The organism is Acinetobacter sp. TUM15071, from assembly GCF_008980925.1.
Classification (GTDB): Bacteria; Pseudomonadota; Gammaproteobacteria; order Pseudomonadales; family Moraxellaceae; genus Acinetobacter; species Acinetobacter dispersus.
The window spans coordinates 1-22,888 of sequence record NZ_BKGB01000004.1; the positions used below are offsets into that span (position 1 = coordinate 1).

General features: G+C 43.3%; 17 protein-coding genes and 1 rRNA gene. 11 read left to right on the top strand and 7 right to left on the bottom strand.

The window, feature by feature from the left end:
• From rrf to GBI66_RS04775, 3 genes are all read left to right on the top strand, one after another.
• Nucleotides 1–108 (top strand): 5S ribosomal RNA (gene rrf, locus GBI66_RS04765); the annotation flags it as partial.
• Between the two features lie 114 nt (nt 109–222).
• Nucleotides 223–915, top strand: coding sequence for a tetratricopeptide repeat protein (locus GBI66_RS04770; RefSeq protein WP_151715341.1), 693 nt, complete (start codon nt 223–225; stop codon nt 913–915).
• Nucleotides 916–933: 18 nt separating this feature from the next.
• Nucleotides 934–1,245, top strand: coding sequence for an ankyrin repeat domain-containing protein (locus GBI66_RS04775; RefSeq protein WP_151715342.1), 312 nt, complete (start codon nt 934–936; stop codon nt 1,243–1,245).
• Nucleotides 1,246–1,536: 291 nt separating this feature from the next.
• On the opposite strand, the gene GBI66_RS04780 is transcribed toward GBI66_RS04775, so the two are convergent.
• Nucleotides 1,537–2,232 (bottom strand): TIGR04219 family outer membrane beta-barrel protein, encoded by a 696-nt coding sequence (locus GBI66_RS04780; protein WP_151715343.1) that lies wholly within the window; start codon nt 2,230–2,232, stop codon nt 1,537–1,539.
• A gap of 132 nt (nt 2,233–2,364) precedes the next feature.
• On the opposite strand from GBI66_RS04780, the gene GBI66_RS04785 reads away from it, so the two are divergent.
• The 3 genes from GBI66_RS04785 (at nt 2,365) to GBI66_RS04800 (ending at nt 5,816) form a co-directional block, all read left to right on the top strand.
• Nucleotides 2,365–3,807, top strand: coding sequence for an aldehyde dehydrogenase family protein (locus tag GBI66_RS04785; protein ID WP_151715344.1), 1,443 nt, complete (start codon nt 2,365–2,367; stop codon nt 3,805–3,807).
• Nucleotides 3,808–4,183: 376 nt separating this feature from the next.
• Nucleotides 4,184–5,662: a sodium-dependent transporter gene (locus GBI66_RS04795; RefSeq protein WP_151715345.1), complete on the top strand. Its 1,479-nt coding sequence runs from the start codon at nt 4,184–4,186 to the stop codon at nt 5,660–5,662.
• Nucleotides 5,663–5,672: 10 nt separating this feature from the next.
• Complete coding sequence (locus GBI66_RS04800; RefSeq protein WP_151715346.1) at nt 5,673–5,816, top strand: methionine/alanine import family NSS transporter small subunit; 144 nt, start codon at nt 5,673–5,675, stop codon at nt 5,814–5,816.
• A gap of 42 nt (nt 5,817–5,858) precedes the next feature.
• Here the strand turns inward: GBI66_RS04800 and rsmB are convergent, their stop codons facing one another.
• The gene (gene rsmB, locus GBI66_RS04805; protein WP_151715347.1) at nt 5,859–7,157 is read right to left on the bottom strand and encodes a 16S rRNA (cytosine(967)-C(5))-methyltransferase RsmB; all 1,299 of its coding nucleotides are present in this window, start codon (nt 7,155–7,157) and stop codon (nt 5,859–5,861) included.
• Entirely contained in the window at nt 7,154–8,116 is a 963-nt protein-coding gene (fmt, locus tag GBI66_RS04810; RefSeq protein ID WP_151715348.1) for a methionyl-tRNA formyltransferase, read from the bottom strand. Before fmt ends, rsmB begins: the two co-directional genes overlap by 4 nt.
• A 209-nt stretch (nt 8,117–8,325) precedes the next feature.
• On the opposite strand from fmt, the gene ilvD reads away from it, so the two are divergent.
• The 3 genes from ilvD (at nt 8,326) to GBI66_RS04825 (ending at nt 12,401) form a co-directional block, all read left to right on the top strand.
• Nucleotides 8,326–10,155, top strand: coding sequence for a dihydroxy-acid dehydratase (gene ilvD, locus GBI66_RS04815; protein WP_151715349.1), 1,830 nt, complete (start codon nt 8,326–8,328; stop codon nt 10,153–10,155).
• 143 nt (nt 10,156–10,298) lie between these two features.
• A complete protein-coding gene (locus GBI66_RS04820) occupies nt 10,299–11,588 on the top strand; it encodes a hypothetical protein (protein ID WP_151715350.1) in 1,290 nt (429 codons plus the stop codon).
• Between the two features lie 81 nt (nt 11,589–11,669).
• Nucleotides 11,670–12,401 (top strand): sulfite exporter TauE/SafE family protein, encoded by a 732-nt coding sequence (locus GBI66_RS04825; protein WP_151715351.1) that lies wholly within the window; start codon nt 11,670–11,672, stop codon nt 12,399–12,401.
• Between the two features lie 12 nt (nt 12,402–12,413).
• Here the strand turns inward: GBI66_RS04825 and GBI66_RS04830 are convergent, their stop codons facing one another.
• The 4 genes from GBI66_RS04830 to GBI66_RS04845 all read right to left on the bottom strand — a co-directional run bounded on the left by GBI66_RS04830 (nt 12,414) and on the right by GBI66_RS04845 (nt 18,406).
• On the bottom strand, nt 12,414–13,304 hold the full coding sequence (locus GBI66_RS04830; protein WP_151715352.1) for a LysR family transcriptional regulator: 891 nt from the start codon (nt 13,302–13,304) through the stop codon (nt 12,414–12,416).
• Nucleotides 13,305–13,410: 106 nt separating this feature from the next.
• Nucleotides 13,411–14,706, bottom strand: a complete 1,296-nt coding sequence (locus tag GBI66_RS04835; protein WP_004803411.1) for a solute carrier family 23 protein — start codon at nt 14,704–14,706, stop codon at nt 13,411–13,413.
• Nucleotides 14,707–15,016: 310 nt separating this feature from the next.
• Nucleotides 15,017–17,698, bottom strand: coding sequence for a phosphoenolpyruvate carboxylase (gene ppc, locus GBI66_RS04840; RefSeq protein ID WP_151715353.1), 2,682 nt, complete (start codon nt 17,696–17,698; stop codon nt 15,017–15,019).
• Between the two features lie 84 nt (nt 17,699–17,782).
• Nucleotides 17,783–18,406, bottom strand: coding sequence for a TetR/AcrR family transcriptional regulator (locus tag GBI66_RS04845; protein ID WP_151715354.1), 624 nt, complete (start codon nt 18,404–18,406; stop codon nt 17,783–17,785).
• A gap of 151 nt (nt 18,407–18,557) precedes the next feature.
• Between GBI66_RS04845 and GBI66_RS04850 the strand changes: the two genes are divergently transcribed.
• Nucleotides 18,558–19,658, top strand: coding sequence for an efflux RND transporter periplasmic adaptor subunit (locus GBI66_RS04850; RefSeq protein WP_005209642.1), 1,101 nt, complete (start codon nt 18,558–18,560; stop codon nt 19,656–19,658).
• A gap of 2 nt (nt 19,659–19,660) precedes the next feature.
• Nucleotides 19,661–22,789, top strand: coding sequence for an efflux RND transporter permease subunit (locus tag GBI66_RS04855; RefSeq protein WP_151715355.1), 3,129 nt, complete (start codon nt 19,661–19,663; stop codon nt 22,787–22,789).
• Nucleotides 22,790–22,888 lie beyond the last annotated feature (99 nt).

Genomic DNA, 22,888 nt, shown 5'->3' on the forward strand with positions numbered 1-22,888 from the left:
ACAATAGCAAGAGTGAACCACCTGATCCCTTCCCGAACTCAGAAGTGAAACCTCTTAGCGCTGATGGTAGTGTGGCACTTGCCATGTGAGAGTAAGTCATCGCCAGCTTTTAAATATCAAACACCCCCTAACTAATGTTAGGGGGTGTTTTTTATTGAGAAGAATAAATAAATTGGCTTGTGCTAATATCCCTTTATATTTGTCTAGGGACATGGAGTAGATATGAAAAAAGGCTTGTTGGTATTGGTTGTTAGCTTATTAATTTCAAGTATGGCTTTTGCAATCAATGACTTGGATACAGGTCTAAAAGCTTATTATCAAAAGAATTATAAAGTTGCTTTTGACAGTTTTGAAAAATCAGCAAAAACTGGAAATGTTCAAGCAATACACTATTTAGCAAGTTTGTATTTTCAAGGCTTAGGTGTCCCAAAGAATGTAGAAAAGGCTTTTAACTTATTTAATCAATCTGCTCAAAAAGGTTATGCTCCCTCCTTAGCAAATCTTTCGATTATGTATTATGAAGGTATTGGGGTACAAAAAAATCCTGAAAAGGGTTTTGAATATACTAAAAAGGCTGCGAATGCAGGAGATTTGCAATCTCAATTTAATTTAGGTAATGCTTTTCGCAAAGGGAACTTTGTTAAGCAAGATTATACTAAAGCTGCTTTTTGGTATGAAAAATCAGCAAAAGCAGGCTATTCTTTTTCTCAAAATGAGTATGGTTTATTATTTGCTCAAGGTTTAGGTGTTGAGCAAGATTATTATAAAGCTTACGCATGGATTAGTGTTTCAGCGGAAACAGAAAATGACCAGGCAATTAAAAATTTAAAGAACTTTACTCAAATTTTTAATATCCAAGAAATGAAGAAGGCTAAGGAGCTAGCTGATCAGTATAAAACACTTTATCTTAAATAAAAAAATTAGGTATTTCCGATGAAAATAAACTCTTTCTCCCTACTCCCTGAAGATGATGAAGAACTACATCTTCCTGAGCTGGTGTATTGGGCATCTCTGGGTGATATGGAACAAGTAGAGCAATTATTGGCTGAGGGAATAGATCCAAATCAGACCGATGATGACGGTTATAGTGCATTACAGGCTGCTGCTGAGAATGCTCATTTGGCCGTAGTGAAGCTGTTGGTGAGTAAGGGTGCAAATGTGGCGTATAAAGGCGAATATACGGCCCTACAGCTTGCTGAAATGGCAGAGCATAGTGAAGTGATTGCCTACTTAAAAAGTCTTTAAATTGCTTTGAAAAATGATAGATAAAAAGAAGCCCCATCATCCTGACGGGGCTTCTTCATATTCAGTTTATGTCGTTGATATCCTATTAACGACCACGTCCTGTGTGTTTTATTATTCTCAATGAGACTTCCTGTCTCTCTATGATTTGTATGATAGGCGAAAAGTTTGTATTGGGATATTCGCTAATCTCTGCGATTGTTGTAGGTTTTGGCGTACATGAACAGAGATTGATGAAATGATGCGCTATAAAAAAACGGAATCCATCGATTCCGTTTCTGTTTCATTCAAGTCTTAGAAGTGAATATCTAAACCAATATAAGGACCTTTAAAGTTAAATTTAAGGTCATTTTTTTCGTAATCATCTAGCTTGATATCGAGGATACGGTAACCCGCTTTTAAACCTACATCGACCAACAAATTATCAATAAAGTTGTATTGTAATTCAGCTTGAGCATCGGTGATTTTGGTATCGTTAAAGTTGCTATACAACAATTCAGCTTTGGCACTTAAACCTGTGAAAGGTAGTTTTACGCCAGCAGATCCATAAATCACAGGGACTGTTTTATCGATATCTGTTTTGCTTAAACCTAGTGTTTTTATATCACCATTGAGGTTAGTTGCACCTAGACCGACATCGGCATTTACGATGGTGTCTAAGATTTCATAATACAAAATGAAGTCGGTATGATCGATATTCAGATCATAAACTGGCTGACCCGCAACTTCATTTTCCGTTTGCGATTTTAAATTCACATAGCGAATTTTTGCATTTGGAATTAGTGGAATCGGGTGTTCAAATGCAAGCGAAACTTGTGCAGAACCTTTACGATCAAGGTCTTGATCTGGTGCTGACGTTTGCGCAGCCATATTGGCTTCACCGTTGTAATTCCAATAGCTGAGATCACCTTTTATACCAATTAAATCCGCTTGCGCTACACCACAAAAGCTCGTCCCTAAAGCCAGCATTGATATTTTTAATATTTTCATTGGATTGTCCTAATAAGTATCAAAAACCGTAATGAATTGTTGTGAATTCATCAGCGAATGGGCGAATCATATAGTGATCTTGGGAAATATGCAGTAGTCTAATTTTAAATTTTTATAAAGGAATCGATAATAATGACAGATACATTAAGCGTGCTGGATTACCCGTTGTATGTAGCAGGAAAGGCTGTTACCACAGGGCAATGGTTAGAAGTGCATGATAAGTATCGAAATACGGTCTATGCGCGTGTGGCATTGGCTGACGCTAAGGTCCTAGAAAAAGCCATTTCGGCTTCGGTAAAAGCAGAAGCGGAAATGGCAGCACTCAAGCCTTTTCAAAAACAGCAAATCTTGCTGCATTGTGTAAAACGCTTTAATGAATTACGTGAGCAACTCACTGAGATTCTGATTGCTGAAGGCGGTAAACCTCGTGGTGCAGCCAGTGCAGAAGTGGAACGTCTGATTAATACCTTCCAATTGGCAGCAGATGCAGTCACGCAGCTTGATGATGGTCACATGCTGCCTTTAGCTGTTACGCCTGCTGCCGCACGTTTTCGTGGCATGGTTAAACAGGTGCCAATCGGTGCAATTTCCTTAATTAGTCCATTTAATTTCCCTTTAAATCTGGTCGCTCATAAGATTGCACCTGCAATTGCAGCAGGTTGCTCATTTGTGCTGAAACCTGCAAGCTTGACCCCAATCAGTGCTTTAATGATTGCCAAGGTTTTGGCGGAAACAGATCTTCCGAAAGGTTCATGGTCGGTACTGCCATGTGACCGCCAAGCAGCAGATATTCTGGTGACTGATGACCGCTTTAAATTACTCAGCTTTACAGGTTCAGATCAGGTCGGTTGGGACATGAAAGCACGCGCTGGTCGTAAGAAAGTGACTTTGGAACTGGGTGGCAATGCTGCGGTTCTGATCGATGCGGATACCGTGATTGATGATGCTTTAATTGACCGTTTAATTGCTGCGGCTTATGGTCATGCAGGACAAGTATGTATCAGTGTGCAGCGGATTTTAGCGCATGCCGATATCTATGCTGACCTGAAAAAGAAATTTATCGCAAAATTGAAGAAAATCAAGGCAGATGACCCAGGTTTAAGTAGTACTGTAGTTGGTCCGATGATTAAGGAAGCTGAAGCTGTTCGCTTGAAAAAATGGCTGGATAAAGCTGAGAAGAAAGGAGCAAAAATACTGATAGGAGGAAGTCTACAAGGCATGCTATTTGAACCCACTTTGCTGGAAAATGTAGATGCCAAGCTAGAAATTTATAAGGATGAAGCGTTTGGTCCTGTCGCGATCTTAGAAAAATTCAAAGATTTTGAGCAGGGCATTGCCACCATTAACCAAAGCCGTTTTGGTTTGCAAGCAGGTGTGTATACGCAAAATCTCAATAAAATGCTGTATGCATGGGACCATTTACATGTTGGAGGTGTGATTATTAACGATGTCCCGACTTTCCGTGTCGATAATATGCCTTATGGCGGTGTGAAGGATTCTGGCTTAGGTCGCGAAGGTATTCATTCTGCGATTCGGGATATGCAAGAGGAAAGATTATTAGCCATTAAACAATAAAAAAGATTGTGGCCCAAGCGAAGTTCAAGCTTCGCTTGATTGTTTTATGTACTTGATTTTTATAAGTTGACTGCAAGGTCAAAATTACAGTCTGTTGAAAAATAATCAGTTGTTCAAAAAAGATGACTTTTTTTTCAGAATTTACAGTAAAAAGAAATAAAAACAGGTATTGTTCGGCTATTAAAAGCAGAAAAACAAAGCCCAATCTTTAAGGAAGATGGTTTGGTTTTTGCTTTGTTTGTCCATGTAAACGGAGACCCACAAGGTTGAAATTTCATGCAAGCAAAACAAGATTTTTTATGGCACTTTTCATGTCTGTTGGATAATAAAAACCTAGGGCAGCATGGAACGGCCAGCAGGACAATTTAGGTGTTTTATGGCAGATTCTCGTGAAAACTGGACATCACGATCTGGTTTTATTATTGCAGCTGTTGGTTCAGCTGTAGGTTTAGGTAACATTTGGCGTTTCCCTTACGTTGCTTATGAAAATGGCGGTGGGGCGTTTCTTATCCCTTATTTACTGGCGTTGATTACCGCTGGTTTACCTCTTTTATTCTTGGATTATGCAACAGGTCATCGTGCGCGTAATTCACCACCAAAAGCATATCGTGCGCTATTTAAAGGCGGAGAGACACTCGGTTGGTGGCAAGTCTGTGTCTGTATCATCATTGGTTTGTACTATGCCAGCGTACTGACTTGGGCAGGTAGTTATGTCTACTTCTCAATTGGTCAGGCGTGGGGCAGTGACCCAGAAAGCTTCTTCTTCAATACGTATTTGCAGACTTCGAAAGCAACTGGCTTCGATCTACAATTTGTGAGTCATTTGTTCTGGCCAATCGTTGGGATTTGGGCACTGACTTTAATCATTTTGTATGGCGGTGTTAAGAAGGGCGTTGAATTATCGAATAAGATTTTCATGCCGTTGTTATTTGTCTTGTTTACTGTTCTTGTGATTCAGTCATTACGTTTACCTGGTGCGGTAGAAGGCTTAAATGCATTCTTTACTCCGAACTGGTCAGCGATGATGAACTATAAAGTTTGGTTAGCTGCCTATGGTCATACTTTCTTCTCGTTGTCTGTTGGCTTCGGGATCATGGTGACGTATGCCTCTTACTTAAAACCTAAAACTAACTTAACAGGTTCAGGCTTGATCGTTGGTTTTGCTAACGCATCAACAGAGATTTTGGCGGGTATTGGTATTTTTGCTGCGTTGGGCTTTATGGCACATGCGGCAGGTAAAGAAGTACACGATGTTGTGAGTGGTGGTATCGGTCTAGCATTCATCGCATTCCCTAAAATTATTTCAAGTTTAGGTGCGGGTGCAGATTTATTTGGTTTCTTATTCTTCTCTTCGCTGTTTGTTGCGGGTATCTCTTCCATGGTGAGTATTTTGGAAGTGCCGATTGCTGCAATGCAGGACAAGTTGAAATGGGGCCGTACCAAAGCTGTAACGATTATTGGTGGTGGTAGTGCACTTGTTTCAGTGATCTTATTCTCTAGTGTGAATGCGATTAAACTAGTAGATATCGTCGATCACTTCATCAATAACATCGGTATTATTGGTGGTGCATTGATTTCGATTATTAGTATTGCTTGGTTTAAACGTTCTGCCTTGCGTGAACTGCGTGATCATGTGAATCGTATTTCGACTGTTCAATTGGGCAAAGGTTGGGATTTCACTTTAACGGTGATCACATCGTTGATCTTGTTAACCACCTTAAGCATGACCGTATTTAGCTTGGTGAAAAACGGTTACGATAGTTATAGCATGAGCTTACAAGGTATCTTTGGATGGGGCAGCGTGATTTTCTGTGCTGTCGTTGCAATTGTACTCAGCCGAATCAAAGATCGCTAGGAGAACAAATATGAATACTTCAGCAATCATCATGATGGTGATTTCAATGGTGTTTTTATGGGGTGGATTGGCATTGTCTATTCTGCACTTAACTAAAAACCCAGAAGAATTGGATGACGTTCTGGAAGAAGTCAAAGATCAGCATACGCTTTAAAAATAGATTTAAAAAAAGCAGGCTTTAAGCCTGCTTTTTTTATTATGCCAATTTTTTAATCAGGCAATAATAGAAACCATCACCAGCGTTGGCAGAAGGAAACAGCTGACGACCATGGGTCTGTTCAATGCCCCAATCGGCTTCGATTTTGATTTCTTCTGCATCAGCATGTTCTGCAAAGAATGCCGCCATTTGCTGCTCATTTTCAGCTTTTAGAATCGAGCAGGTGATATACAGCAAAGTGCCGCCGACTTTAAGCTGTTGCCACATCTGCTGCAAAATCTGTTGTTGTAGCGTAGCCGTTTGCGTGATATCGGTCGACTGTCTGAGCAGACGAATATCGGGGTGGCGACGAATCACACCTGTTGCAGAACAAGGTGCATCCAACACGATACAATCAACCAGTTCCTGTGCCTGCCACGTGGTCGCATCAGCGGTAATAATCTCAACATTGTCCTGATCTAGGGCAAGACGTTCTAAATTTTCAGAAACACGCAGTAAACGTTTGGCATCATGATCAAGCGCAATCAATTTTTTAGGGTTAAAGCGCTCAAGAATATGCGCAGTTTTACCCCCTGGGGCAGCACATGCATCGACAACAACTTTGTGATCTAAGTTTGGTAAAAGCGTCGCGCACAATTGGGCATGTTCATCCTGAACAGAAAAACCACCTTCTTCAAAACCCGGTAAATGGGTAATATTGCCCGTTTGCTCTAGAACAATACCAACATCTGAAAGCGTGCAAGGACGAGCATCAATCTGCTCTTCGTCCAAAATCTCTAAATATTCGTTACGACTGACTTGGCGTTCATTGATGCGCAACGTCAGTGGTGCGACTTGTTTTAAGGCTTGGCATAGAGACTCTGCTTGCTCAGGCCAATCTTTTTTAAGTCGCTTGAATAACCAGCTTGGTAAGCCATGTGTATTATTCAACGCGGTTTCAAATTCAGCTGTTTCACGTGAAACACGACGCAGAATCGCATTGACCAAACCACTCATTGGCTCAAAACCGAGTTGCTTAGCCGCATTTACCGTTTCTGAAATCGCCGCATGTACAGGAATACGCGTACATAAAATTTGATATAAACCAAGATATAAACAACTTTCTAGCGCTTCATTGTCTAATGGTTTTGTCAGTAATGGCAGGGTAATTGCTTTTAAAGAAAACCATTGGCGTAAACAGCCTAAAGTAAGTTCGTGATATAAACCACGGTCACGTTCAGAAACGATATTGATATGTTGATTCAAAACAGAAGACAAAGATTGCCCATTTTGAACAGCCAACAGTGTTTTGACCACTTGTGCACGCAGATTTAAATTTTTTGTAGACGATTGGCTCATGGGAGAATTTGTCCAATATGTAATTTTTGGGTTTGGGCAATTTGTACAGGATTGAGAGCTTTAGCACCTGGCCATTGCAAACTGGTTAAGCACACCGAGCTATTGTCGCCGCAGGCTACGTGAACGCCTTGTTTATCAATCGCAAGGATCTCACCGCTTTGTGCATCAGTTTTTTGATGTTGAGAAAGCATTGAACCCCACACACGTAAGGCATTGTTTTCATCGAGCTGAATAAAAGCGACTGGCCAAGGGTTAAAGGCACGAATATTACGATCGATTTGAACTGCATTTACAGTCCAATCGATACGCGCTTCGGCTTTAACTAATTTGTGCGCATAAACGGTCAGTGCTTCATCTTGTACTTCGCGTTTTTCAATAAAATCCTGCAAGCTTTGTTCAGACTCAAGTACCGTACAAATCGCTTCTGCACCTTGAACAGCCAATTTGTCATGTAAGCTGGCAGTGGTATCTTCCGCAGTAATTGGGCAATAGGTTTTATACATCATATCGCCAGTATCTAAACCAGCCGCCATTTGCATGATGGTAATGCCAGTTTCAGCATCCCCTGTGGCAATCGCACGTTGAATCGGGGCAGCACCACGCCAGCGTGGTAGCAATGAACCATGGATATTTAAACAACCGTATTTCGGTGTATCTAAAACCGCCTGCGGTAAAATCAAGCCATAGGCAGCAACCACCATCACATCTGCGCCAAGTGCTGCAAGCTCTTGTCGAGCGGCCAAGCCTTCTTCCGTAGACGCTTTAAAGTTCAAAGGTTGATAAATAGGTAAACCGTGCTCAAGTGCTAATTGTTTAACAGGAGAAGGTGTTAATTTTTGCCCGCGTCCTGATTTACGGTCAGGTTGAGTATAAACAGCAATAATCTGGTGGGATGTTTTTAATAATGCCGCCAATGCGGTTGCCGCAAATTCAGGCGTACCAGCAAAAATGATTTTCACAAATGGAATCCAAATAAAACTTGTCTCAAATTATAAGCGAAAAAGCGACGAGTCCCTAATTCACCGCCTGAATTGCTTTTGTGCAAAAAAGATAGGCCTGTTGGTCATCTGTTAAACGATAACTTGTAGTATGATGCAAAGAGCTCAGTATCATTTCGCCAGAGAGAATGTCCTATTCTTCTCGAGCACACACTTGTTGGGAATACAAAATGCCTGATTATCGTTCGAAAACATCAACACATGGAAGAAATATGGCGGGCGCGCGTGGTTTATGGCGTGCGACCGGTATGAAAGATGAAGATTTTGGCAAACCAATTATTGCGGTGGTCAACTCATTTACCCAATTTGTTCCAGGTCACGTGCATCTTAAAGATTTAGGTCAACTTGTTGCGAGAGAAATTGAAGCTTCTGGTGGTGTGGCAAAAGAATTTAATACCATTGCTGTCGATGACGGGATTGCCATGGGCCATGACGGGATGTTGTATTCACTGCCATCACGTGATTTGATTGCCGATTCTGTGGAATACATGGTCAATGCCCATTGTGCCGATGCCATGGTGTGTATCTCGAACTGTGACAAGATCACACCGGGAATGCTAATGGCTGCGATGCGCTTGAATATCCCCGTGGTGTTCGTGTCTGGTGGTCCAATGGAAGCGGGTAAAGTCAAATTCCGTGGTGATGAAAAGGCGATTGACCTTGTTGATGCCATGGTGGTTGCAGCAGACGAAAGCTACACCGATGAAGAAGTTGCTGCGTTTGAACGTTCAGCATGTCCTACTTGTGGTTCATGTTCAGGGATGTTTACGGCTAACTCAATGAACTGCTTAACCGAAGCTTTAGGTTTATCTTTACCAGGCAACGGTTCAATCGTGGCGACGCATGCCAACCGTGAAAAATTGTTCTTAAGAGCAGGTCGTTTAGTGGTTGAACTGGCGAAACGTTATTATGAACAAAATGATGACAGTATTTTGCCACGTTCAATCGCAACCAAAGCCGCATTTGAAAATGCCATGACGCTTGATATCGCGATGGGTGGTTCGACCAATACAGTATTGCACTTACTTGCGGCTGCACATGAAGCTGAAGTTGATTTCACCATGGATGATATCGACCGTTTGTCACGTCAAGTGCCAGTATTGTCAAAAGTTGCACCTGCTAAACAAGACGTGCATATGGAAGATGTACACCGTGCAGGTGGCATCATGGCGATCTTGGGTGAACTGGATCGTGCGAATTTACTGAATACCTCATGCCCAACTGTGCATGAGCCTACGCTGAAAGATGCACTAGACAAGTGGGATATTATCCGTACAGAAGATGCGGACATTTATGAATTCTATCGCTCGTCTCCGGGTGGTATTCCAACGCAAGTGGCATTCTCACAAAATCGTTATTATTCAACTTTAGATGGCGACCGTGAGAAAGGCGTGATTCGTAATGCTGAACATGCTTTCTCTAAAGACGGTGGTTTAGCAGTTCTTTACGGCAACATCGCTCTAGATGGCTGTATCGTAAAAACAGCGGGTGTTGATGAGTCGATTCTTAAATTTACAGGTACAGCACGCGTTTTTGAAAGCCAAGATGCAGCGGTTGAAGCAATTTTGGATCATAAAATCGTTGCGGGCGATATCGTAGTGATTCGTTACGAAGGACCACGTGGTGGACCAGGGATGCAAGAAATGTTGTATCCAACCAGTTACTTGAAGTCGAAAGGTTTAGGTAAAGACTGTGCCTTGATTACCGATGGTCGTTTCTCGGGCGGTTCGTCAGGTTTGTCGATTGGTCACGTTTCTCCAGAAGCAGCAGAAGGTGGTGCGATTGGTTTGGTTGAAGATGGCGATACCATTGAAATTGATATTCCAAACCGTACCATTCATTTGAATGTTGATGATGCGACTATGGCTCATCGTCGCACTGTTCAGGAAGCAAAAGGTTGGCATCCAGCAGAAGAGCGTAAACGTAAAGTGTCTAAATCATTGAAGATTTACGCAATGCATTCGACCAGTGCAGCCAAAGGCGCAGTACGAGTTTTGTAATCCCATTCAGTCCCTCTTTCAATTAAGGGGGACTTTTTTGTTATTTTATAAGATACTGAATACACTTATTGACTCACTTGTTCCAACCCAAGTTTGAGAAAAATTTTCCATTTATAAATTTATGACCATTAGAGGCTATCGACATGTCTTTGTTACGTCGTTGGTTTGACCCGATCCGATCGAGTTGGTTCTATCAGAAACCTTCGCGGCAGGCGGTGTTACCCACGGAACAGGGTTTAAGTATTTACCTGCGTCTGGACGATGTTTATAGCTATCTTGCGGTACAACAATTGGATCAGCTCAATGAAATTTTGAGTGATGAGCTGAAACCTTTAAAAGTGATTATTTCGAGGCAAGACGCAGAACCTCCGAACGAGATGTCCAAGCAGGATTGGCAAAGCTATTGTCTAAATGACGCCAAAATTCTCGCCAAGCAACATCGTTTTGGCTTTGATGACACCCCTGAAATTCCAAGCGCAGAAGCATTACAACAAGCTGAAACCATTCTTAGAAATACTCCGTTAAGAGAACAGAACTTCTTACATTTGCTTGAAGATGTGTTCCATATGCTATGGCAGCAACAATATGGAAAATTGCGTACCTTGTATGCAATGGCGAGCCAGCATCAAAGCCCTCAAGATTATCCTGAACGTATTTTTAAAGATGTGCCTGTTGCGGCCAGTTATTTCGAGTTTGGTGAACGTAAATATCAGGCCGTTGATGACTTACTCCGTTTGACCCGCCGTCTGAAACAACAAAAATTACTAACAGGAAATCCAATTTTCTTGATCAATCATATCGAATGGCGTGAGCATTTGATTAATGATGGCGAGGCATTAGCAGAAGTCCAAGCTTTGCATCCTGAGTTAGATCTGTATATTGCGCTTGAAGATCCTATGAGTTGGTTGTTATTGGCCTATATCAAAGAAGAGCTAGCCAATTATTATAATATCCAGTTGAAGGTCTATCCCTTGAGTTATCACGGGCGAGACTGGTTTGACTGGAGTCTGGCGACGCGTGTTTCCAAGCGTACTCAAGTGGCATTTACCCCATTCTGCCGTCCAACTAAAGAAGCGACTTATGAAATGGCTCGGCTGTTTTATAGCGTGCCTGAGGAACAGCAGGTGGATTGTATCCATCAGATTTTTGAAGGGGTATGGACGCGTGGTAAAGACTTGTCGTTTAAGGCCCATTTTCAGCGCATGCAAAAGCGTTTAGAGATTGGACAAATCACTGAGCAAGATGTGGAGGCATTACTGAAACAGAATGATGAACTGTGTCAGCAAAAGCATCAGCCTGATTTTCCTGTACTGGAATTACGAATAGATGGACAGAGCTACGTTTTTAATAGCCTGTATCGAGTCTGGATGATCGAAAGCATTATTAGCAATGTTCTGGAAGATAAATATAGAACCGCCTCAAGCTCTGCCTGAGGCCTACTTCTAAAAATAAGGATAGGGCAAGCGTCCATTTTTTTCGTAGCATAACTCCGATGCAAGATCGGAGATTCGGACGTGACTTTTTTAGCAATTATTGTAATGGTATTTATCTTTGCGGGCATGATTAAAGGCATGATCGGCTTAGGTTTACCTGCGGTCTCCATGGGACTGCTTACGATTGCCATGAGTCCGTTTCAGGCGGCATCCTTACTGATTGTTCCCTCAATGATTACCAATATCTGGCAGCTGTTTGCTGAAGGTCGGGTTTGGACTTTTGTGCGCCGTTTCTGGTCTTTGCTGTTTGGGATTGTGATTGGTTCGGTTTGGAGTTTTTTACCGACTTTAAGCCAAAGTCATGGCAAGACCAGCGAAATTTTATTAGGCAGTATGCTGGTGCTCTATGGCCTCTATGGTCTATGTGTCAAAAAACTACCTCATTTGGCAGCGCATGAACGTTGGTTATCTCCCTTGGTGGGGTATATCGGTGGTGCGGTCACGGTGGCGACAGGTGTGGTGATTATTCCTGTGGTACCTTATTTGCAGTCTTTACATCTGAACCGTGATGAGTTGGTTCAGGCTTTAGGATTAACCTTTACCGTTTCCACCATTTGCTTGGCAGTATTTCTACACCATAACCCAATGCAGGGAATCACACTGGACTATCGTTTATCGGCTGTGGCATTGGTCGCAGCTTTGGTCGGGATGTGGTTGGGTAAAAAAATTCGCTATCAACTGAATGAACAACGTTTTCGCCGTCTGTTTTTTATGGGGCTGGTCGCCTTAGGTGGCTATATGCTATCGCATTAATTTTACTGTGAACTAAGGACGATGCTGTAATAAAAAATCTGCAAATTGCTGATAAGTCTCGGGCAGTTGACTGAAATCCTGCGTTGCCAACAACAGCTTCCGATTGGCCCATGCACCCAATAGCTGTACCGTATGAAAATCATAGTCTGGCTCTAAACGCTGTGCTGCACGGGCAGGCATAATGGCGATACCAACGCCTTTGGCAACTACCTCGGCAATCGCGGCAAAATTGGGTAAGCGCAAACGGTACTGGATATTAAAGCCCAGTAACTTGGCTTGGGTTTCAATCGATTGCTGCAAAGAATGATGCGGCATCAGCCCAATAAAGCCAAAGTGTAAGGCATCGACCAAATTCAACTGTGTATGTTGTGCGAGAGCATGTGAGGCTGGGCAAATCAGCACCAAAGGATCACTGGCAAATTCCTGTGTCTGTAAAGGTCGAATATCAAAGAAACTGGAAACTAGTCCAAGCTTGGCGATGCCTTTGCCGAGTGCGGCAATAATCTCTGAACTCTCAGCTTCATGCAGATCGATATTGATGTCTGGATGACGCATCAGATATTGCGGTAACAGCGGAGGCAGATATTCACTTTGTGCAGAAGAATTGCACCATAAGGTTAAGGATTCAGGCTGTCGTTGTCGAAAGCGTTGCATCTCTTGTTCAAGTTGGTCTTTTTGCCGGATCAAGGATCGAGCATGCTCGGCCAATGCATGACCAGCACTGGTGAGCTCAACACCTGTAGTATGGCGAAGAAAGAGAGGGGTATCGAAATATTGTTCGAGTTTTTTAATCCGTTCGCTGGCAGCTTGCAGAGAAATTGCAGAACGTTCTGCCCCTTTGGTGAGGCTGCCTGTGCTGACAATATGCAGGAATAGTTGTAAATCAAAAAAATCAAAACGCATGATGGCAACGTATTGAAATATAAAAAACCATCATACTAAAAATGCTGAATAAAGATAGGGCATCGTTGTTGTGTTAAAAAAGGCAGCTTGCGCTGCCTTCAAGGTTTTAATTTTTATCTTTTAAACTGAATAACAGGTTCAGGAAAATCGCAGCAAAAGTTGCGGTTCCAATGCCACCTAAATTAAAGCTACCAAATAATAATTCAAAGTTACCTGCACCTAAAATAATGGTGACCGAGGCAATGATCAGATTTTTATTGTTTGAGAAATCGACTTTATTTTCGATCCAGATTTTCGCACCTGCAATGGTAATCAAGCCAAACACCACAATTGAAGCGCCCGTCAGAACTGCGGTTGGAATGGTACTGATCACTGCGCCAAACTTTGGAGAAAGGCCCAAGAAAATAGCAAATACACCAGCAATCACAAACACAATCGTAGAATAAACGCGGGTGACTGCCATCACACCAATGTTTTCACCATATGTGGTCATGCCAGGCGCACCAACACTACCCGATAAAGTGGTGGCTAAACCATCAGCAACAAAAGCTTTGCCCAATTGCGGAGTCAGGTTTTCACCTGTCATTGCTCCCACCGCTTTGATATGACCTAAGTTCTCTGCCACTAAAATCAGTGCAACTGGTGCAATGATCAGAATCGCATTTAAATCAAAAGTTGGATGTGAAAAGCTTGGAATACCGAACCATGGTGCCGCTGCGATTTGGGAGAAATCAATTGGTTTGCCATAGCCTAAAACATTGGTTGCAATGGCATAAAGCGCATAGGCAATCAGTAGGCCAACGAGTAACAATAAACGCTGTAATAGCCCTTTGGTAAAGACTGCAATGATGCCCATACTGAGTACAGTGATGAGTGCCATCCACATCTCAAATGGTTGACCCGCAACACCTTTAATAGTCACAGGTGCAAGGTTAAGCCCAATGATCATGACGATCGCACCAGTCACCACAGGGGGCATCAGTTTTTCAATCCAGCGTGTGCCTGTCAGCATGACCGCAAAACCGATCAAGGCATAAAAAATACCACAGGCAACGATACCGCCTAATGCAACAGAAAGATTAGGGTTGGCACCTGAGCCCGTGATATGGCCTGTTGCCGCAGCAACCACACCGATAAAGGCAAAACTTGAGCCTAAATAGCTTGGTACTCGTCCACCTGTGATCAGGAAGAAAATGATGGTACAAATCCCTGACATTAAGATGGCTAGGTTAGGACTAAAGCCCATTAATAAGGGTGCAAGAACCGTTGCACCAAACATTGCAAATGCGTGTTGAACCCCAAGCACCGCACTTTGTAAGGGCGGTAAATATTCATTTGTCGCAACAGGGCGATGATCGATCTTCCCCTGATACGGCTGCCATTTTGGAAACCAACTTGACATAAATTAGACTCATTATGTGATATCAGCGCGTATGATACCCTGTCTTAAAACGAGCTTTCACCTATAAGCCATTGAGAATATTGCCAGAACAGGCATTGCGAGTTTGTGTTTTTACCTTTTGGTAAAATTTATTTCAAAATAAGCTAGCGGTTTTATTATTTATTTTCGTGCTGATGCTTTGAAAAGTTAACTCTCTTATTTTCAAAATATTTTTTGATTTTTTTCTCTTTTTTTAAATTCAGATGGCATATTTTGCCAATCTCGCCATCAATAGCTGTGATTTCTATCGATGGCGAGGCTGACTTGTGACTTAACCTGTGTTGCGCAGACCCGCAGCAATCCCTGCAATACTGACCATTAAGGCATGATCGACAGGGTTATGTTCAGTTTGGTGTTCCTGTAAGTAAAGGCGACGACGTTTCATCAACTCTGCTTGCAATAAATGCAGTGGTAATAAATATGGTTTACGTACCTGCATGGATTGATCCAGTACTTCATTATTGCTGAGTAATTTAGATTCACCCTTTAAGCTTAGCAGGGTATCCACCGCATTTTGCAGACGTTGACGCAATTCCACGCCAAGAACCTTTAAGTCCTGATCTTGGGTCAGATGTGACTCATAATACAGGGCAATATCGGCATCAGATTTAGACAACACCATTTCCAGCATATCAATCAGGGTCTGGAAATAAGGCCATTGTTCCAGCATCTCATTCAAGGTGTTTTTATGCTGTTCATGCACCTGATTAATCGCCGTACCTGTACCCAACCAAGCAGGTAGCATCAACCGGATCTGTGTCCATGCAAACACCCATGGAATGGCACGCAGTGATTCAATACCACCACTGACTTTACGTTTGGCTGGGCGTGAACCCAATGGCAGCATTTGTAATTCCAGCTCTGGTGTAACCGTCCGCAGATAGCTGACAAAGTTTGGATTTTCACGCACAGTTTGACGATAGACTTTGACGGATAAATCAGTCATTTGATTCATCAAGTCACGCCATTGTTTTTTCGGTTCAGGTGGTGGGAGCAAAGTCGCTTCTAAAGTTGCAGCGGTATAGATTTCCAGATTTTGCAGCGCAATACCTTCTAGACCGAATTTGAAGCGAATCATCTCACCTTGTTCAGTGACTCGGATCGCGCCTGAAATTGAACCTGGGGGTTGTGAGAACAGGGCTTGCTGGGTTGGTGCACCACCACGGCTGATTGAACCACCACGACCATGGAACAAGGTCAATTGCACACCATGCTGTTTGGCAATAGCAGTCAATTCCTCTTGAGCGCGGTATTGCGCCCAGTTGGCGGACATAAAGCCTGCATCTTTGGCTGAATCTGAATAGCCAATCATCACCTCATGTTTGCCTTGAATATGCTGTTTATACCAATGCATATTGAACAAGGTCGTCATGGTTTTGGCTGCACCATCCAGATCCTTTAAGGTTTCAAATAAAGGCACGACGCGTAGCGGATGTTGAATCCCAGCTTCCTTTTGCAACAATAAAACTGCGAGCACATCACTTGGATATTCTGCCATCGAAATAATATAGGCACCCAAGCTCTCGGTTGGCTGTTCTGCCAAGGTACGCATGGTGGCAAATACTTCCAGTACGTCAGGATGCTGAATCAGGCTACCTTCTGGCTCATTGAAAAATTTCGGTAATAATGGACGTTTGCTTTGTAGTTCTTGGATCAGGAAATTCTGACGTGCTTGTTCAGTCCACGATTCAAAATTACCTAGACCCAGATATTCGGTAATGGCTGAAATGGCCTGACGGTGGCGGCCTGATTCTTGACGAATATCCAGTTTGAGCAATTCAATGCCGAAACAGTTGACCCGATAAATGAAATCCAGCAACTGTCCATTGGCGATCTCAGCCAGATTACTGTCGATTAATGAGCGATAGCAAAGCAGTAACGGAGCTAATAGTTCATCTTTATCTTTGATGATATTGCTGTCATCGGCTTCAGCACCTTGTAAGCGTTGTCCCAACCAATAGCGGGTGGCTTTTAAACGTTCACGGGTGTCGCGCAGATATTCACGATAGGGTTCAGGGTGTTCATAGCCCAATGCTTGAGTCAGTTCCTCAGAACAACTTTGAATCGACAGTTCCCAACGCAGATTTTCAATATCACGCAAATACAAATCAGCGGCTTGCCAACGTGATAACCACAGCACTTCTTGTGTGACTTGATGGGTGACATTCGGATTGCCATCGCGGTCACCGCCCATCCATGAAGCAAAACGGATCGGTGCAATGCTCAATGGTAAAGCGTGTTCGCAGTGTTGTTGAGTTAGTTCATTTAGTTCACGTACGAATTTTGGTACTGCATTCCAGAGCGACTGCTCAATAGTGGCAAAGCCCCACTTGGCTTCATCGACAGGGGTTGGGCGATGCTGACGAATCTCATCGGTTTGCCATGCTGAGCTGACCAATTGCTTCAGTGTCGCGATGGTCTGTTGGCGTTCTCTTGGTGTCAGTTTTTGTTGATCTAACTGTGAAAGACAGTCGGTAATATCATCATATTTTTGAATCAGGGTACGACGGCTGACCTCGGTTGGGTGTGCTGTCAGTACCAGTTCAATTTTTAAATCACAGATCTGTTGGAATAATTGCTGTGCATTGATTTGTTGGGTTTTGAATTTTTCGAATAAATGTGGCAGCGGGTTTGGGCTAGGCGCGTGCTCATCGAACTCGGCCTGACGGCGGCTACGTACCACATGATATTGTTCAGCAATATTGGCGAAATTGAGAAAATGTGAGAATGCGCGGGTCAGCGGCAAAATCTCTTCATCTTTTAAACCGAGAAACAATTGTTCGAGCTGTTTTTCTGCTTCGATCTGGCCGTCACGTGCACCTTTGGCTAATGCGCGAATTTGCTCAATCTGATTAAACAAATCTTGCCCAGCATGTTGCTTTAAGGTCTCTCCAAGTAAATTGCCGAGTAAACGGACATCTTCACGTAGTGGAGCAGTGATTTGCTGAATCATTCTAATTCTCCTGTTGTTCTCATTCGACTATAGCGCGATTGAGAGACATTCCAAGAGCAGAACGTAAAAAAATGTGAATTTTCTCTAATTTATTGATTGATATTTAAGCATAAAAATTTCGATTGCCTGTTCAATCATCTGATTGATTTCAGTTGCGCTTGGTACAGGGGCTAAACCCAGCAACACTTGCTGATGACGGATACCCAACATCAGCGAGATAATCAGCTCAGTTTGCTTAAGCGGTTCATCTGCGCGAATAAATTTAAAGGCGATGGCCTGTTCAAAGAAATCACACCAGACATTGCACATGCGGGTATGTGATGCATCAAAAAATTGCTTGGTTAAGGGGCTTTGCTCTGCGGCTAATTCAAATAGCAGGCAATCCAGCTTTAGCGCTTCAGGCAGATAAATAATACTTAATGCACGCTGACACATGAGCACCAGTGCTTGTTTAAAATCAGCATCTGCGGTCAGTTCAATCTGTTTGGTTCGAATCGATTCTTCACAGCTTTCTTCAATCGCACAGATAAACAGATTGCCTTTATCTTGGAAGTGGTTATACACCGTGAGTTTGGTCACACCCGCTTCTTTGGCAATCTGATTCATATTGGTGGCGTGATAGCCCATTTTTAAAAATATAGATTTTGCAGCCTGTAAAATCTTGGCTCTTTTTTCTAAATCTTTAGGGCGACCACTGTTGATTTGCACGTTATCGTTCTCTTTTAATTAATTTAAAAATCAAAATTCTAGCTTTAATTTTTAATTAGTGTACTCATGGGTATATTAATTAAAAAATAAACAATCTATGATAATGCTCATATCACGCCTTAAAAATCAATTTGAATAAGAGCGCAAAGAGATGAATCAGATCAATCGTATCATATTGGGGTTACTCATTGTCAGTAGTGTACTCCTCAGCGCATGTCAAAAAGAGGTGCCAAAGACTGAGGAAATTCCCTATGTCATGGTGACGCAACCGAGCAGTAATCATGTCGATCAAAAAAGCTATGCAGGGGATGTGCAGGCGAGACAGCAAACTGCTTTGGCCTTCCGTGTCGGGGGGCAGATTACCGAACGTTATGTTGATGTGGGTGATCGGGTCAAAGTGGGACAGGTGCTGGCGAAATTGGATGTTAAAGATGCGCAGTTGCAGATGAATGCAGCCAAGGCCCAATTAGACAGCGCACAGGCAGCAGCAAAGATTGCGGCTGAAGAATATCAGCGTTATCAGCAACTTTTACCGGTCAATGCGGTCAGCCGTTCGCAATTTGATGCAGTGAAGAATCAATATGAAGCTGCACAAGCAAGCCTGCAACAAGCACGTTCAAACTATGAAGTGTCATCTAATCAAACCGGCTATAACCAGTTAGTTTCCAATAAAAATGGCGTGATTACCCAACGTCAAATTGAGATTGGACAGGTGATTGCAGCAGGGCAAGCTGTTTATCAGTTGGCGATTGATGGTGAACGTGAAGTGGTGTTTGGTGTGCCTGAACAGGCAGTCAGTACCATCAAGGTTGGGCAACCGGTATGGGTCACTTTATGGTCGCAACCAGATGCGCGTTTTGCAGCCAAAGTACGCGAGGTTTCACCTGCGGCTGACCAATCTCGAACCTTTACTGTGAAAGTTTCTTTACTCGAAGGGCAGTCGACGATTCAACTCGGGCAAAGTGCACGGGTATTCTTTGTCGCAAATGAAAATAACGTGTTGAGCGTACCGTTATCCAGTGTGACCGCCAATGATCAACAAGCCTATGTTTGGGTGGTGAATGCCAATCAAAGCATACGCAAAGTCCCTGTGACTTTAGGTACTTATGGTCGAGATAGTGTGCCAGTTGTGTCAGGTTTAAAAGCAACGGATTGGGTTGTGGTCGGTGGTGTACATTTACTGCGTGACCAGCAAAAAATTCATCCAGTCGATCGTGATAATCGTGAAGTCACTGTAAAAGCGGGAGGTTAAACATGAAATTTAACCTTTCAGAATGGGCACTCAAAAATAAGGGGATTATCCTTTATTTTATGCTGTTGCTCGGCATCGTAGGCATCATGTCTTATTCCAAACTTTCGCAAAGTGAAGATCCACCGTTTACCTTTAAGGTGATGGTGGTACAGACCTATTGGCCTGGGGCAACCGCAAAAGAAGTCTCGACATTGGTGACGGACCGAATCGAAAAGGAATTGATGACCACGGGGCAATATGACCGCATCATGGCCTATTCACGGCCGGGTGAGTCTTTGGTGACCTTTGTCGCGAAAGACAGTTTGCCGTCCAGTGCTATTCCTGATGTTTGGTATAACGTGCGCAAGAAGGTCAACGACATTCGGTCGCAGTTACCGAGCGGTGTACAAGGGCCTTTTTTTAATGATGAGTTTGGAGACACCTTCGGCAATATCTATGTACTGACAGGCAAAGACTTTGACTATGCGGTGATGAAAGAATATGCCGACCGTTTGCAACTGCAATTGCAACGGGTCAAAGATGTCAGCAAGGTTAATCTGGTGGGACTACAAGACCAGAAAATCTGGATTGAATTGTCCAATACCAAGGCAGTGCAATTAGGTGTGCCTGTCACCGCGATACAGGAAGCCATTCAGAAGCAAAACGATATGGCGGGTGCGGGTTTCTTTGAAACAGGTACCGACCGTATTCAAATTCGGGTCAGTGGACATTTACATAGTGTCGATGACCTGAAAAAAATGCCGTTACTGGTCGGTGACAGAACCATTCAACTGGGTGATGTTGCCGAGGTCTATCGCGGTTTTAGCGAACCTGCGCAGCCACGCATGCGTTTTATGGGGGAGAACGGGATCGGGATTGCGGTCTCAATGCGTAAAGGTGGTGACATCATTGCGCTAGGTAAAAATCTCGAAACCGAATTTAACCGTCTGCAAAAAAGCTTACCTTTGGGCATGAAACTGCAAAAAGTGTCTGATCAACCTGTGGCGGTACAACGCAGTATTCAGGAGTTCTTAAAAGTTCTCGCGGAAGCGGTAATTATCGTGTTATTGGTGAGCTTCTTCTCGCTGGGTTTCCGTACTGGTTTGGTGGTAGCACTGTCTATTCCACTGGTATTGGCGATGACTTTTGCAGGCATGAATCTATTTGATGTAGGGCTGCATAAGATTTCCTTGGGTGCATTGATTCTGGCCTTAGGGTTGCTAGTCGATGATGCCATTATCGCTGTTGAAATGATGGCGATTAAAATGGAGCAGGGCTATAGCAGATTGAAAGCGGCAGGTTTTGCGTGGCAAACCACAGCCTTTCCAATGTTGACGGGAACCTTGATTACCGCAGCAGGCTTTTTGCCGATTGCGACAGCTCAATCGGGGACAGGTGAATACACCCGTTCTATTTTCCAAGTGGTGACCATTGCGCTGATTGTGTCATGGATTGCCGCAGTTTTATTTGTGCCTTATTTAGGTGAAAAGCTATTACCCGATTTTAGCAAACAGAATCAGCAGGCGGCATGGTATCTACGTTTATGGGCGCGACTGCGTAAGCAACCTGCACCCGTGGTAGAAGCACATGGTCAGCATCATGATCCGTATCAATCCAAGTTTTATCAAGCTTTTGGTCGTGTGGTTGAAATCTGTATTACCTATCGTAAAACCGTGATTGCAGTGACAGTAGGCATCTTTGTATTGTCTGTCGCGATGTTTAAGTTAGTGCCGCAACAATTCTTCCCGCCATCGAATCGTGCAGAAATTTTGGTGGATTTAAAACTTGAAGAGGGGGCATCACTGACCGCAACTGAACAGGCGGTACACAAGGTGGAACAGTTCCTGTCCAAGCAAAAGGGCATTGATAACTATGTGGCCTATGTGGGAACAGGTTCACCGCGGTTCTATTTACCGCTAGACCAGCAATTACCGCAAGCCAGTTTCGCTCAATTCGTTGTGTTGGCTTCCTCCCTTGATGATCGTGATGAAATCCGTCGCTCTTTAGACAAGCAGATTAAGCAGTTATTGCCTCAAGTGCGGACAAGGGTATCGTTATTGGAAAATGGTCCACCTGTGGGTTATCCATTGCAGTATCGTGTATCGGGTGAAGACCTCGGCACAGTACGTCAATGGGCACAGAAAGTGGCTAAAGTCCTGAGCGAAGATCCAAATACCACCAATGTGCATCTGGATTGGGGCGAACCGAGTAAAATCATTGCAATCGAAATTGACCAAGATCGTGCACGTCAAATGGGCGTTTCCAGTGTGGATTTAGCCAATTTCCTCAATGCTTCGGTGACGGGTGCGGTAATGAATCAATATCGCGAAAAACGTGAATTGATTGAAATTCGGTTACGTGGTGATAAATCTGAACGTGTTGAAGTCGCATCTTTAGCGAGCTTGGCGGTGCCAACCAGTAAAGGGACAACAGTTCCGTTGGCGCAAATTGCCAATATTGAATCCCGCTTTGAAGAAGGTTTAATTTGGCATCGTAATCGTCTGCCGACCATTACCGTTCGTGCCGATATCCGCACGCACTTACAACCTGCAACTGTGGTGCAACAGTTGGCTGATCAGATGCAGAGCTTACGCGCAGATCTACCAAGTGGTTATCTACTGGAAGTAGGGGGTACGGTTGAAGAGTCGGCTAAGGGGCAAAATTCGGTGAATGCAGGTATGCCATTGTTCTTGGCTGTGGTGATGACCTTATTGATGATCCAGCTGCGTAGCATGTCACGGGCAACCATTGTATTACTGACAGCACCATTGGGTTTGATTGGTGTCGTTGCGTTCCTACTGTTATTCAATAAACCCTTCGGTTTTGTGGCAATGCTTGGCACCATTGCCCTGTCTGGGATGATTATGCGTAACTCGCTGATTTTGATTGATCAGATTGAGCAGGATATTGATGCGGGACATACACCTTGGGATGCGGTGATTGGTGCAACCATGCGTCGTTTCCGTCCAATTGTGTTGACGGCACTGGCAGCGGTGCTGGCGATGATCCCTTTATCACGCAGCATTTTCTTTGGTCCGATGGCGGTTGCGATTATGGGTGGTTTGATTGTTGCCACCTTATTAACCCTATTTTTCCTGCCTGCACTGTATGCAGCATGGTTTAAGGTGAAGAAAACAACACAACTATCGTAATTATTTTGTGAATAAAGGTGCGAAAGATTGAAAATTTCAATATAGTAGCACCTATATTTTAAGACCAAAAAATAATTGAATTTCATAGCATGACAAATT